Origin of the sequence: Paenibacillus haidiansis, from assembly GCF_036553665.1 — a bacterium.
GTDB classification, from domain to species: Bacteria; Bacillota; Bacilli; order Paenibacillales; family Paenibacillaceae; genus Fontibacillus; species Fontibacillus haidiansis.
The window spans coordinates 38,195-52,922 of sequence record NZ_JAZHPZ010000015.1; the positions used below are offsets into that span (position 1 = coordinate 38,195).

Sequence of the window (14,728 nt, forward strand, 5' to 3'; positions counted from 1 at the left end):
AAACAGGAGGAAAAGGGGTTAAGAAATGAGACTAAAAAGATTCTTAGGAATTACCCTGGCAGCGATCCTTGCGATCGGGCTACTCGCCGGATGCTCGGGCACCAAGGGAAACGGCGCAGACACCGGAACGCAAAAACCGGACAATTCCGCGGCCGCTACGAGCGATACGGGCGGGAACGGGAGCGACGGCAATGATCCCGTTACTTTAAAATGGGCGCTGTGGGATTGGGAAGCCACCGCTTATTATCAGCCGCTGATCGATGCCTACAAAACGGCCCATCCGAACGTAACGATCGAGTATGTGGATTTGGGCTCCACCGATTATATGACGATGCTGAGCACCCAGCTTTCGGGTGGCGCCGATCTGGACATCCTCACGATTAAAGACATCCCGGGCTATGCGAACCTGGTGAAGCAAAACCACCTGGAACCGCTGAAGGGCTACATCGGCGAACAAGGCATCGACACCGCCAAATACGGCGGCACCGTCGAGCAGATTCAAGTCGGCGATGAAGTGTATGCGCTTCCTTTCCGCAGCGACTTCTGGGTGATTTACTATAACAAGGATTTGTTCGATAAAGCCGGGGTGCCTTACCCGACGAACGATATGACCTTGGAGCAATACGATGAGCTGGCGCGAAAAATGACGTCCGGAAGCGGGGCGGAAAAAGTTTACGGAGCCCACTACCATACGTGGCGCAGCGCGGTTCAGCTGTTCGGCATCCTTGACGGGCAGCATACGATTCTCGACGGCGAATACGATTTCTTGAAGCCGACGTACGAACGGATTCTGAAAGAGCAGGAAGACGGAATCGTGATGGATTACGCCACCCTGAAAACGTCCAGCACCCATTATTCCGGTGTATTTTACAATAATTCCGTTGCGATGATGAATATGGGCAGCTGGTTTATTGCCACCCAAATCGAGAAAGTAAAAAGCGGAGAATCGCAATCCAAAAATTGGGGCATCGTGAAATATCCGCATCCGGACGGAGTTGAACCCGGAACCACGCTCGGGACCATTACCTCGCTGGCCGTCAACCAAAAGTCCGAGAACAAGGAAGCGGCGCTGGATTTCATGAAATTCGTCACCGGTGAAGAAGGCGCGGCCGTGATTGCTGCGACGGGCACCATTCCGGCGATAACAACAGACGAAGTCGTCAACTCGATATCCTCCATCGAAGGCTTCCCGGCCGACGAGAACAGCAAAGCGGCTTTGTCGACGGCGAAAACTTATCTGGAAATGCCGATGCACGAAAAGAGCGCGGACATCGAAGTGATCCTCAACGAGGTGCATGACAGCATCATGACCGAAAATACGTCGATCGACAAAGGTTTGGAGGATATGAAAACACGCGTACAGCAGGTCCTGAACAACTAGGAAGCTTTGTTGCTGAGAGGGCGGGCTTGTCCCGCCCCTTTCATTTTGTCATCGTCACGAAGGTTTGGAGGAGAATAAATGCAAAACGAGACCATATTAGGCACACGGAAGGCGCAGAAACCGGGACTGAAGAAAAATATGAAGGACCACCTGGTCGCCTACAGCTTCATTGCGCCGAACTTTATCGGCTTCGCCTTGTTTACGCTGGTACCCATGATATTCGCCTTCGTCCTGGCTTTCGTCAAATGGGACGGGGCCAATCCGATGGATTTCGTCGGCCTCCGGAACTTTTCCCGGTTATGGGGAGATGCGACCTTTCACAAGGCGCTGTGGAATACGATTGTATACACTGTCGGCGTGGTTCCGCTGACGATGGTATGCGCTCTGGGTTTGGCCATTCTGCTGAATCAAAAAATATTCGGCCGCAATGCCATGAGAACCGTGTTCTTCTTCCCGTATGTCGCTTCGCTGGTGGCGGTGGCCGCGGTATGGAACTTCATTTTCAGCCCGACCATGGGACCGGTCAACCAAATTCTTCATACGGTCACCGGCCTACCGCTGGAGGAGCTTCCCCGCTGGGCCGCGGATAAAGACTGGGCAATGTTTACGGTGGTGTTGTTTACGGTATGGAAAAATATGGGATACTATATGGTTATCTATTTGGCGGGACTGCAAGGCGTCAATCCCGAACTGTATGAGGCGGCCGAACTGGATGGGGCGGGTGCCTGGAAAAGATTCCGCAATGTCACCATACCACAGCTTGCCCCGACCAGCTTTTTTGTGCTGATGATTCTGATCATCAATTCGTTCAAGGTTTACGATATATTCATCAACCTATTCGCCGGTGCCGACAACCAGCTTAACGATTCCACGAGGGTGCTTGTCTACCAAATCTATAACACCGCGTTTCGTTCCCTGGATTACGGCTATGCCAGCGCCATGGCGATCGTATTGTTCCTGCTCGTGCTCGGCGTCACGATCGTTCAATTCCGCGGCGAAAAGAAGTATGGACAATAGGAGGATGACAAAGATATGGTAGGGTCAAACAAAACAGTCAAAGTCGGCATATTGATGATCGCCTATATTTTGCTGGCTGCGGTCCTGTTGTGCATGCTGGTTCCTTATTTATGGATGCTGTCTTCTTCATTAAAACTGAATAAGGATGTCTTTACCTTCCCGATGCAGTGGATTCCCGATCAGCCGCGCTGGGAGAATTACGCGGATATTTGGACGAAGATCCCGCTTGGGAGATTCATTTATAATACTGCAAAGCTGTCGGTGATCGTAACCGTGCTGCAGCTTTTGACGTCGAGCTTTGCCGCTTATGCGTTTTCCAAATTGCAATTTAAGGGGAAAAACGCCTTGTTCCTCGGGTATATCGCGACGATCGCGATACCTTGGCAAGCCTACATGGTGCCTCAATTCATCATGATGCGTTCCATGGGGCTCAACAATACGCATCTCGCCATCATTTTGCTGCAGGCCTTCTCCGCTTTCGGAGTATTCCTGATGCGCCAGTTCTATCAAGGCATTCCGGATGAGCTGTGCGAGGCAGCGCGGATCGACGGGCTCAGCGAATACGGCATCTGGGCCAAAATCATGCTGCCTCTGTCGAAACCGGCATTATCCACATTGACGATATTTACCTTCGTATCGACGTGGAACGATTTCCTGGGGCCGATGATTTATTTGACCAAGACGGAACTAAAGACGATTCAGATCGGGCTCAGGATGTTTATCTCGCAATATTCGGCGGAATACGGCCTGATCATGGCTGCAAGCGTCATTTCCATCATTCCCGTGCTGATCGTGTTTTTGGGGCTGCAGAAATATTTCGTCCAAGGCATCGCCTCATCGGGAATCAAGGGCTGATAAGAGAGGAAACAGCGATGGATATCATCCCAATTTCTGACCAGGTGCGATGCATGCCTCCTGCCGGCCTGAATTTATATTATCCGGATGGAGACGGGGATGCGTTTTGGAGCGAGGTGCGAAGCGGCGAGGAATACACTGCGGATCTCGAAGAGATTCGTTCGGAAGCGGAGCGGCTGCTCGCCGTTCCGGCCGAGGCGTTGACTTATTCGTTATTTTCCCTGTTTGCCAGGCAGGGTACGAGGCTGGAGTACGAGCGGGAATATTTCGAAAAAAGAAGGCGGCTGAACACGTTCGCGATTCTCTCGCTGTTGGAGCCGCAGAGCGAACGCTACAAGGCGGCGCTGCTCGATGCGATCTGGGCGATCTGCGGCGAAGTGACCTGGTGCCTGCCCGCTCATATCGGCGAAGACCGGCCCGTCAAGGCCGCCATCGATTTATTCGCGGCGGAGACCGGCTTTACGCTGGCGGAGCTTCGCTTGCTGTTCGGCGAGCGGCTGCCGCAGATAGTGCGCACAGTGATCGCCGAGCTGGTGGATAAGCGGCTGTTCAGGCCCTTTTTGGAGAACGGGCCCTATGATTGGGAAGAGGCTGAACATAATTGGTCGGCGGTATGCGCCGGCTCCATCGGCTCGGCCGCGCTTCTGCTGCTGAACGAAGAGACGGACCGGGAAAGACTGGAGCGGATTTTGGAGCGGACGCAGCGCTGCATGGAATTCTATTTGCGGGGCTTCGGCGATGATGGCGCCTGCCTTGAAGGGCTCGGCTACTGGAATTACGGGTTTGGTTATTTCGTGTATTATGCCGACTTGCTGTACGGAAGAAGCGGCGGAACGCTGGACTGGTTCGCCGGGGAGAAGGTCCGCCGGATTGCCGGCTTTCAGCAGAAATGCTTCCTCGGCGGCAAGGCGGTCGCCAATTTCTCGGACGCGCTGCCGTATGCGAGCATTCATATCGGATTATCGCGATATCTGGCGGGTAAATATGCGGAAGTGGAATCGCCGCCGCTAGCTTTGCGGGCGGACTTTCGCGAGGACCATTGCAGCCGATGGGCCCCGGCGCTGCGCAACCTGCTATGGCGGAGCCGCGCCGGGAACCCCGCGGATTTCGGTTCAGGGGACTACGCGCTGCGGGATGCCGGCTGGCTGATCTCCCGAAGCGTTTCGGAGAACGGCGTATTCGGCTTCGCCGCCAAAGGGGGGCATAACGACGAGCCGCACAACCATAACGATCTGGGCCATTTCATTATGGCGGGCGGAGGAGCCTTCTTTCTGTCCGATCTCGGCTGCGGCGAATATACGAAGGATTATTTCGGCGAAGGTCGGTACGACTACGACTGCAACGGGGCGCAGGGGCATTCCGTTCCGATCATCGACGGGAAGTATCAGCCCGCCGGCCGCAGCCGGACCGCGACTATCCTGGATCAGTCTCTTTCCGAATCGGAAGTCAGAATGTCGGCGGAGCTGTCCGCAGCCTACGAATGCAAGAGACTGGAATCATTGACGAGAACCTGGGTGTGGCGCAAGATGGCATGGCCGGAGCTTGAACTGTACGATGCTTACCGGTTTGCAGCCCCGCCGGATCGTCTGACGGAACGTTTCGTATCGCTTTTAAAGCCGATCAAATCGGAGGAAGCGGGCGTGCTGCTCCTTCGATCGGACAGAGCTCTGGGCGTGGAACTGCATTATGATGTCAGGCATCTAAGGGCCGAAGTGAGCGAGCGGCCGTTCCGCAATCATTTCGGGGAGAACGCCTTCTGGTATGCGATAGATTTCCATGTCATCGAGCCGAAGGCAAACGAGGATGTATATTTTCTCTTCAAATTCGTACACATCTAACGGAGCGGAGGAAGAAATGACAATGGCAAAAGAGCGGGCATGGGTAAACGAGGCTTGGACGCGATCGCTGGACAAGACGCTGAGAAATGCGAGGAGGATCGGCTCGAATTTTCCGCACGCAAGCATGGGCGGAGCTTATGATTTGGCCGAGCCCGAATGGTGGACCGCCGGATTCTGGCCGGGGATGCTGTGGCTTCTTTATAACGGGAGCGGCGAGGAGGAATTCAAGCGGATCGCCGGGGAATGCGAGGCCAAGCTGGATCGCGTGCTGGACGCTTACGTACGGTTGGATCATGATCTCGGGTTCATGTGGACGCTGACGAGCGTAGCGAATTTCAAACTGACCGGCAATGAAGCCTCGCGGGTCAGAGCGCTCAAGGCGGCCAATTACCTAGCCGCGCGCTTTAACCTGAAGGGCCGGTATATTCGTGCCTGGAATCCCTGGACGGAAGGAGAGCGGAATGAGGGCGTGGCCATCATCGACTGCTGCATGAATATGCCCCTATTGTTTTGGGCTTCACGCACGAGCGGAGATCCGCGTTATTCCCACATCGCCGAGGCGCATTTGGATACGGTCGTGAAGCATTTTATTCGGGAGGACGGCTCCGTCCGCCATACTGTCCGGTTTGATCCGGTGACGGGCGAAATGCTGGAAGGGCTGGCGGGGCAGGGGTATGCCCCGGAATCGGCCTGGTCTCGGGGCGCGGCTTGGGCCATTTACGGCCTGACCCTGGCCTACCATCACACCGGCAAGCGCGGTTATTTGTCCGCGGCGCAGCGGGCGGCAAACTTCTTCCTCAGCCGCTTGCCCGTAGATGATGTGCCGGCCTGGGATTTCCGCGCGCCGGAGGAGCTTCGGCAACTTCGCGACACGTCCGCCGGTTCTTGCGCGGCCAGCGGCCTTATGTTGCTGGCCGAGAAACTCGGCGGCGAAGGTGCCGACGCAGAGGCTTACTTGGCGGCCGGCGAGCGGATCCTTAAATCGCTGTACGAGGCGTACGGCGATTGGGATAACCCTGCGGAGGAAGGTCTCTTGCTCCATGGAACCAGCAATTATCCGCAGGGTACGAATGTCGATGTCCCGCTGATTTACGGCGATTACTTCTTCGTTGAAGGGCTCGCGCGCTTGAAAGACAGTGGACCGTTTTACTGGGAATAGACCGCCCGAGGCGTCAGTCAACCAAAAAAGAGGAGAGGGCGTGGCATCCATGGAGGGCATTTTAAAGTCGATCGATCGCAATCCGCTGGAGAGCAAACAGCATCTTCGCGAAGCTTTGCGGCAACTGGTAAGGCCGCTGAAGCCGCTGTACGAGGCGGGCGGAAGCCGGCTGCCGATCAAAGGCAGCCATGCCGGATACGGGGAGAGCATTGCCGGAATGGAAGGATTCTCCCGCATTCTATGGGGGATCGTCCCGGATTTGGCGGGAGGCGGGACGGATGAATTATGGGAAGATTGCTTGCGGGGGATTATCAGCGGAACCGATCCGGAACATAAACAATACTGGGGCGATGTAGCGGATTATGACCAGCGGCTGGTGGAGATGGCCGTTCTCGGCATGGCGCTGTGCATGATTCCGGAACGGATCTGGGAGCCGTTCGGCGAGAAGGAGCGCCGTAATTTGTACAACTGGCTGAACTTGATCAATGCCCATCCTTGCCATGATTGCAACTGGCTCTTTTTTCATGTCATGGTCAATATGGGCTTCTACAAGACGGGACAACCGTACGACAAGGTTCAGATGGAGAAGAACCTGCAGCGCATCGAGGAATTTTATCTTGGGCGGGGCTGGTACAGCGATGGGGTTGGCGGACATAGCGATTACTATGTGCCGTTTGCGATTCAGTACTACGGTCTGATTTATTCCAAGCTGATGGAAAAGGAAGACCCCGAACGCTGCGGGCGCTTCAAGGAACGCGCCAAACAATTCGCTGGTGACTTCATTCATTGGTTTTCGCCGGACGGTTCTTCACTGGCATACGGGCGCAGCATGACGTACCGGTTTGCCCAGTCGGCCTTCTGGAGCGCATTCGCTTATGCGGAAGCCTACACCGATGTTTTCACTCCCGGCGTGGTAAAAGGACTTATCATGCGCAACCTGCGCTGGTGGTTCAAGCAGCCGATCTTTGACGCGGGGGGCATCCTTACGGTCGGGTATGCGTACCCGAATCTGGTGATGGCGGAAAACTACAATTCACCGGGGTCTCCGTATTGGGCGCTGAAAACGTTTCTTGTGCTGGCTTTGGGGGATCGGGACCGGTTCTGGAATGAGCCTGAACTGGAGTTGCCGCAGCTCCCTGCCTTGTCCGTTCAACCTGAGCCGCATCTGGTGCTCTGCCGCCAAGAAAGTACCGGGCATGTCACGGCCTTTAATGCCGGTCATTTGTCGACAAATGAGCACACCCATACCTCGGCCAAATACGAAAAGTTTGCTTATTCTTCGGCATTCGGCTTCAGCGTGCCCCGGGCGGAGTGGGGACTCGGCCAGGCGGCGATGGATTCGACGCTCGGGCTAAGCGAGCGGGACAATTTGTACCGCGTCCGTAGAGTGAATAAGGAAACTTGGATTCGCGGCCGCGTCTTATATGCGAAATGGCTCCCCTGGTCCAACGTGGAGGTGGAGACGTGGATCGTGGCCGGCTTGCCGTGGCATGTCCTGATTCACCGGATTCAGACTGGCCGCAGTCTGGATGCCGCAGAAGGCGGGTTTGCGCTCGGATTGCTGGACGAGGAGACCGTCACGGCGGACGGCCTCGGCATTTCCGCCGTAAATGCGGCGGGGAGTTCGGGAATATACGGGCTTCTGGGTTATACCGGGACGCTGGCGGTTTATCCCAATGCCGATACGAATCTGCTGCATCCCCGCACGGTTCTCCCGACGCTGACGGCATCGCTCGAGCCCGGAACCCATTTGCTGGCGGCTGCCGTTTATGGACAGCCCGGAACCGCCAAGACGCCGGAGCTCGAAGAGGCGCTGATCGAGCTGGGCGTTACCGTCGGGAATGACGGGTTGTCGATCAAATGGGAAGATGGAGAATCGTTGGGCAAAGACGTAATCCATTTACGGCGCTGATTTCCCTTTATCTATAGCGATGTTTTGCCGCATAACCAAGGCAACCCCCGGTTCTCTGGAACCGGGGGTTGCTGGCTTTTACTGGAAATGATTCGTTTGATCCGGGAGCACTGGTCGGTTCATTGATTACCCGGATCAGGCAAACGAAGAAGAGCAAAAAGTCCTGCTGAATTGACCGAATCCAATCGTTGCGGCTCATTTTTAGATCCATCGGTTCAAATTTTAAATTAAATCTAATAAAACCTATGATGGATTGTCGATAAATAAATGTTGAAAGGAAAGTGAAGGAGGAACTAAATGGGCGGGTTTTTGAGCGAACAATCCGTTGATATATATAAATCCATTCTTAATTACAATTCGGACGCGATTTTTATTCTTTCCACCGAGGGGAGAATAATGGATGCAAATCAAGGATTGACAAAAATATTGGGATATTTGAAAGAGGAAATCCTGGGTTTGCCTTATGCAAATTTGATCCTTCCCGATCAGATAGAAAAAGTAAATCAGTATTTTACTAAAGTGTTGCAGGGAATTTCGTACGATTATATAGCCGAAGCTATCGCCAAAAGCGGGGAGCAGGTATCTCTGCATGTAAAAAACGTACCTTTGCTTGGAGATGGGGAGGTCGTCGGTGTTTTCGGCATCGCCGTTGATGTTACAGAACAGCAGCAGTTGGAAAGGGCCCTCAAAGAAAGCGAGGAGCGCTACCGCCTCCTAGCGGAAAATTCGCTGGATCTGATCCAACTGGTCAACCTGGACGGAATCGTCACCTTTGCTTCCCCGTCCCACAAGATGGTTCTGGGCTACGGGCCGGAAGAGTACATCGGGAAATGGGTGTTCCACAGGCCGGATGAAGGGGTCGACACGGAGTTTCAGCTCATTTTTTTCGATATGGTCGTATCCCAAAGGCCGTTTACATATGAGATTGCCCGCCGGCACAAAGAAGGACATTCCGTGTGGGTGGAGCTCAAAGGGACGCCGATGTTCGACGAAGAGGGCCATTTTAATAATATGATGCTGGTCGGCCGTGAAGTCACCGAACGCAAAAACTATCAAAACCGGCTTGAGCAATTAAGTTATCACGACACATTGACCGGGGCTCCGAACCGCAGACTGTTCAGCGTCAACATCGAGCGGATATTGCGAGAGGACGATTCGTCGTTGCAAAAGCTTGCCGTCATGTTTTTGGATCTGGACAAATTCAAGCAAATCAACGACTCGTTGGGACACGACGCCGGGGATGAGCTTCTTCAACAATTCGTAAAACGGGTCAAAGAATGCCTAAGAGAATCCGATATTCTGGCCAGAATCGGCGGGGACGAATTCGTCGTTGCTTTGCCGGAATTGGATGAAGCGGGACAAGCCGTGACAATTGCGCAGGAAATCCTTCATTCGCTGCGCAGGCCATGGATTCTGTCCGATCATGAGGTCGTAACGACCTCCAGCATCGGCATCGCTTATTACGAGCAAGGCGACCGGGAAAAGGAATTGATTCAAAAGGCCGATACCGCGCTTTATCAAGCAAAGTCCGCAGGGAAAAACACATACCGGGTTTATAATTCGACCTAGTTTCGTTATGAGAGCCGGAATTTCGCCGCCGCTGCCGGTGCGCGGGTATTGCATCGCCCTGGGTTGGGGAGAATATAACGGAAAAATCACCAGTTACTTCGAGGAGGAATTCCGTAAATGACCCAATTACAAAACAAAGTGGCGATCGTAACCGGCGGGGCTTCGGGCATCGGGCTGGCTACGGTGGAGGCGTTTATCGCCAAAGGCGCCAAGGTGGTTATCGCCGACTATAACGAGCAAGCGGGAAAAGCGAAGGAGCAGGAGCTGCAAGGCAAGGGGGACGTGACGTTCATCCTGGTCAATGTCGCGGATGAGAAATCGGTCGAAAGCCTTGTTGCTGAAACGGTCAAAAAATACGGCAAGCTGGACATTATCGTCAACAATGCAGGGGTCGGCATTTTGTCCGCTACGCATGAACTTTCTTTTGAAGACTACAACAAAGTAATTACGATCAATCAGAACGGGGTATTTTACGGTGCCAAATATGCGATCCGCGAAATGCTGAAAACGGGCGGCGGCTCCATTGTCAACACGGCGTCTATTCTGGGGCATGTCGGGGAGGCCGGCGCTTTCGCGTATAATGCATCCAAAGGCGCCGTGAATCTCATGACCAAATCGCTGGCCCTGGAATATGCCGACAAAAATATCCGGGTCAACGCCATCTGCCCGGGGTATGTCGAGTCGGGGATGGTGAACAAGGAAGCGCTGGGCGACTTCTATGACGGACTCGTTGCAAGGCATCCGATCGGCAGACTCGGCAAGCCGGAGGAGATCGCGCATGCGATCGTGTTCTTGTGCGAGAATGATTTCACGACAGGGACCTCGTTATTGGTCGACGGGGGCTATACGGCGCAATAAATCAAACGACTTCTTCGCTGTCCGAAAGATTGGAACGGAACCGGTAAATTCGCGGGTTCGTTTCAGTCTTTTCTTTTTGTTGTGATAATATGGTTAGTAAATCGGAGGAGGAATCGCTAATGACGAACGAATTCAAACGGGCTTTAATCAACATCGATTATACGCATGATTTTGTCGCGGCGGACGGCGCTTTAACCTGCGGGGAACCCGGGCAGGCGATCGAAGAGGACATCGTGCGGATCACGCGGGAATTTATTCAAAACGGCGAGTATGTCGTTTTTGCCGTCGACCTGCACAAGATGGGGGATACCCTCCACCCCGAAACGAAATTGTTCCCGCCCCACAATATTGAAGGAACGGAAGGGCGCCGGTTGTACGGCGCATTGGAGGGATTATATCAGGCGCACAGCACGGAAGCGAATGTCTATTGGATGGACAAAACGCGGTACAGCGCCTTTGCCGGAACCGATCTGGAGCTTCAGCTCCGCGCAAGGGGAATCACCGAGCTGCATCTCGTCGGCGTATGCACGGATATCTGCGTGCTGCATACGGCGGTGGACGCCTACAATAAAGGCTTCAGCCTGGTAATTCATGAAGGAGCGGTGGCAAGCTTTGACCAGGAAGGTCATGCTTGGGCCCTGAGGCATTTCAAAGGTTCGCTCGGGGCGACGGTCCGCTAGAGTTTAAGCGGTACTGCCGCGGGGACAGGCCCATTTCTTTCTTAAACATTTTGGAAAAGAGCAGCGGGTCCTCATAGCCGACCGATCTGGCGATATCGCCGATCGACAGCAGGCTGTTGCCCATAAGCCGGCACGCTTTGTTCATACGGAAGCGGATCAGGTATTCCTGTATGCTGGAGCCGGTCCGCGCTTTGAATACCGCGCAGAGGTAGCTGCGGTCCAGGCCGACGAAATCGGCGATCTGGGCGATACTGATTTTATTCGCGTAATTCGTAACGATAAAATCGGTTACCTTCTGCACATACATATCATGCCGGCCGCCTTTCGGAGATGCGAAGGGTTCGGCCGGATTTTTTTCGGCCATGTGGGAGAACAGTGTGTAGAGCAGGGCCGTCAGCTTCAAATCGCGGCCGTTCCGCATCTCTCTCGATTCATGCATTTGCCGGATGCAGCTCTCGACCAGCATCGGGCTGATGCCGTCCAGAATGGGCGAATCCATCGTCAGCCCCGCTTCGCGCAGATGATTCTCCGCCAGGATCCCTTGGAAGCCGGCCCAGCCGTATTTCCAGGGATCTTCGGGATCGGCCCGGTAGTAAGTGACAACCCCGGGGGAGATCAGGAAGGCTTGTCCTTGTTCCAGCCGGTAGACGCGGCTTCCCGTTTCGAAGATGCCCCGGCCCGAAAGAATGAAATGAATGAGATAATGGTCCCTTACGGCCGGCCCGTAATCGTGCAGAGGCGCGCACTGCTCCATACCGTATTGGGTAATGTGCAGATCCCGAAACGCCGGATTCCCGGCTAAATATTCAATCATTATTCTTAACCCTCCGCTGATTAGTAAAACCCCATTATCAAGTACGGTAACATATTATTGCGGAAAAATCCTTGATAAATTCCAAGTTATCAATCATTATGACATATTTATATAGTGCCGTTCCATTTACTGCGGTAGCTCGGGGATTTAATATGAAAGAAAGCGCTATTAAAACTGATTTTTGAAAAAGGGGATTTACGCAATGACCATTCGTTACTATGAAGCCGAGGGAATATTTCATCTTCAATCGGAGCATATGAGTTACATCTTGCAAATTGTCAACGGTTACCCAGCCCATGCCTATTGGGGGAAAAAGCTGCGCATGGAAGAGCATCCGCAGAGCCTGATCAATCTCGGAGGCAGTCTTTGGCTGGACCGGCTGCCGCAGGAATACCCGCAATACGGCTCCGGGGATTTCCGCCATCCGGCGTACCAGGTCCGGCTTGCGGACGGGTCGAGAATCACGGAGCTGGTGTACCAGGGGCACCGGATTTTCAGCGGGAAACAGGCGCTGGAAGGGCTGCCCGCGGTATATACGGAAAGCGAAGACGAAGCGGAAACGCTGGAGCTTACGCTCAAGGATGCGTACAGCGGGCTGGTCGTGAAGCTGAGCTACAGCGTATTCCGGGATTCCGACGCGGTGGCGCGGTCGGTCCGGTTCGAGAATCAAGGCGAAGGCACGCTGCAGCTCTTGCGGGCGCTTAGCGCGAGCGTGGATTTGCCCCGCTCGGATTATGAAATGATCTATCTGGCCGGAGCCTGGTCGCGGGAAGCGCATATCCAGCGCCGTCCGCTCGGCCCCGGCGGGACGATGATCGAGAGCCGCCGCGGCGCGAGCAGCCATCAGCTGAATCCGTTCGTCGCCCTGGCGACGCCGGGAACGGATGAGAATCAAGGCGAAGTTTACGGCCTTAGCTTTGTATACAGCGGCAACTTCGCCGCCGAAGCGGAAGTGGACTCCTTCGGGTCGACCCGGCTCTCCATCGGGCTGAATCCGTTCGATTTCACCTGGGTGCTTGCGCCCGGGGAGACGTTCCAGACGCCGGAGGCCGTGATGGTGTATTCGGCAAGCGGGCTTGGTGAGATGTCGCGGACATATCACCGCCTGTACCGCACGCGGCTGTGCCGCGGGGTTCACCGCGACCGCGAGCGGCCGATCCTGGTCAACAATTGGGAAGGCACGTATTTCGACTTCACGACGGACAAAATCGAGGAGATCGCCAAGGCCGGGGCGGAGCTGGGTATCGAGCTTATGGTTCTTGACGACGGATGGTTCGGCAAGCGGGACAATGACCGCTCTTCCCTCGGCGACTGGACTCCCGACTTGCGGAAATTGCCGGGCGGGCTGAAGGATTTGGCCGACCGGGTCCGGGCGCTGGACATGAAGTTCGGCCTGTGGGTCGAACCGGAGATGATTTCGCCGGACAGCGATTTGTACCGGGCCCATCCCGACTGGTGCATCCATGTGGAAGGGCGGCGCAGAACGGAACAGAGATGGCAGCTTGTGCTGGACTATTCACGGGCCGAGGTGCGCGATTATATATTCGACACGCTGAGTGGAATATTCGGTACAGTGCCGATTTCCTATATCAAATGGGATATGAACCGCTTCCTGACGGAAGTCGGCTCGGCGGCGGCCGGGCCGGAGCATCAGTCGGAAATCGCCCACCGTCATATCCTCGGCCTGTACGAACTGCTTGAGCGGCTGGTGACCGCCTTCCCGGACATTCTGTTCGAGAGCTGCTCCAGCGGCGGCGGCCGGTTCGATCCCGGGATGCTCTATTACATGCCGCAAACTTGGACCAGCGACGATACCGATGCGGTGGAACGCCTGAAAATCCAGTACGGAACCAGCCTCGTCTATCCGGTCAGCACGATCGGCGCGCATGTGTCCGCAGTGCCGAACCATCAGGTGCACCGGATGACTCCGCTGAAAATGCGCGGCGATGTGGCGATGTCCGGCAATTTCGGCTATGAGCTGGATTTGACCAAGTTCACGGAGGAAGAGAAGGAAATCGTCAAAGCGCAGGTGAAGATGTACAAAGAGATCCGCTCGCTGGTGCAGCAGGGCGATTTGTACCGGCTGCTCAGCCCGTTTGAAGGCAACGAATCGGCCTGGATGTTCGTCTCGGCGGACGGCAAGGAAGCGCTCGCCTTCTATTTCCGGGTGCTTGCCGAGCCGCATGCGGCGGAGAAGCGGCTGAAATTTAACGGCCTGAATCCGGACTTCGATTATCGCGTGGAAGGCCCGGATATGGATAGCGGCAGTGCCGGCTCCGGCTCCGTATGGTCCGGCGACCGCCTGATGCAGCACGGTCTGGTCGTCCCCGAGCTCAAAGGCGATTATGCCAGCACGTCGTTCAGATTGACGGCGGTTCAGCGATAAAACTTGGCGGGCTTCAACGGTAGGATAGTCATTGCCATGATGAACTAGCTGTATTTCCTACAGTTATTTTTCTCGATAATCATAGTTACAGAAAATTAAATGGATAACCTGCAGTTATTTCCGCCTGTTCCGGACAAAAGGGACGCAAAGCCGGAAATTAGCTGCAGGTTTTCCCGTTATTTCGGTAAAGAGGCGCCTGAGCACCAAAATAACTGTAGATTATGCAGTTAGTTATGCGGCTTCCCGCGCTTGAACGATG

11 protein-coding genes are annotated in these 14,728 nt (G+C 54.7%); 10 read left to right on the plus strand and 1 reads right to left on the minus strand.

Annotated features, from left to right (window positions below):
* The first annotated feature begins 25 nt into the window (after positions 1-25).
* The 9 genes from V3851_RS21815 (at position 26) to V3851_RS21855 (ending at position 11,269) form a co-directional block, all read left to right on the plus strand.
* Positions 26-1,381 (plus strand): ABC transporter substrate-binding protein, encoded by a 1,356-nt coding sequence (locus V3851_RS21815; protein WP_331848641.1) that lies wholly within the window; start codon positions 26-28, stop codon positions 1,379-1,381.
* A gap of 78 nt (positions 1,382-1,459) precedes the next feature.
* The gene (locus V3851_RS21820) at positions 1,460-2,398 is read left to right on the plus strand and encodes a carbohydrate ABC transporter permease (protein ID WP_331848642.1); all 939 of its coding nucleotides are present in this window, start codon (positions 1,460-1,462) and stop codon (positions 2,396-2,398) included.
* 15 nt (positions 2,399-2,413) lie between these two features.
* Positions 2,414-3,253 carry a carbohydrate ABC transporter permease gene (locus V3851_RS21825; protein WP_331848643.1) on the plus strand — a complete coding sequence of 280 codons (840 nt, stop codon included), beginning with the start codon at positions 2,414-2,416 and terminating at the stop codon, positions 3,251-3,253.
* Between the two features lie 17 nt (positions 3,254-3,270).
* The gene (locus tag V3851_RS21830; RefSeq protein WP_331848644.1) at positions 3,271-5,091 is read left to right on the plus strand and encodes a heparinase II/III family protein; all 1,821 of its coding nucleotides are present in this window, start codon (positions 3,271-3,273) and stop codon (positions 5,089-5,091) included.
* Positions 5,092-5,113: 22 nt separating this feature from the next.
* Positions 5,114-6,250, plus strand: a complete 1,137-nt coding sequence (locus tag V3851_RS21835) for a glycoside hydrolase family 88 protein (RefSeq protein ID WP_331848716.1) — start codon at positions 5,114-5,116, stop codon at positions 6,248-6,250.
* 49 nt (positions 6,251-6,299) lie between these two features.
* On the plus strand, positions 6,300-8,162 hold the full coding sequence (locus tag V3851_RS21840; RefSeq protein ID WP_331848717.1) for a DUF2264 domain-containing protein: 1,863 nt from the start codon (positions 6,300-6,302) through the stop codon (positions 8,160-8,162).
* Between the two features lie 297 nt (positions 8,163-8,459).
* Positions 8,460-9,731 (plus strand): diguanylate cyclase domain-containing protein, encoded by a 1,272-nt coding sequence (locus tag V3851_RS21845; protein WP_331848645.1) that lies wholly within the window; start codon positions 8,460-8,462, stop codon positions 9,729-9,731.
* 117 nt (positions 9,732-9,848) lie between these two features.
* On the plus strand, positions 9,849-10,589 hold the full coding sequence (locus tag V3851_RS21850) for an SDR family NAD(P)-dependent oxidoreductase (protein ID WP_331848646.1): 741 nt from the start codon (positions 9,849-9,851) through the stop codon (positions 10,587-10,589).
* 119 nt (positions 10,590-10,708) lie between these two features.
* Complete coding sequence (locus V3851_RS21855) at positions 10,709-11,269, plus strand: cysteine hydrolase family protein (protein ID WP_331848647.1); 561 nt, start codon at positions 10,709-10,711, stop codon at positions 11,267-11,269.
* Here the strand turns inward: V3851_RS21855 and V3851_RS21860 are convergent.
* Positions 11,238-12,083: an AraC family transcriptional regulator gene (locus V3851_RS21860; RefSeq protein ID WP_331848648.1), complete on the minus strand. Its 846-nt coding sequence runs from the start codon at positions 12,081-12,083 to the stop codon at positions 11,238-11,240. The genes V3851_RS21855 and V3851_RS21860 overlap by 32 nt on opposite strands.
* Before the next feature lie 202 nt (positions 12,084-12,285).
* On the opposite strand from V3851_RS21860, the gene V3851_RS21865 reads away from it, so the two are divergent.
* Positions 12,286-14,469 (plus strand): alpha-galactosidase, encoded by a 2,184-nt coding sequence (locus V3851_RS21865; protein ID WP_331848649.1) that lies wholly within the window; start codon positions 12,286-12,288, stop codon positions 14,467-14,469.
* The last annotated feature ends 259 nt before the right edge of the window (positions 14,470-14,728 follow it).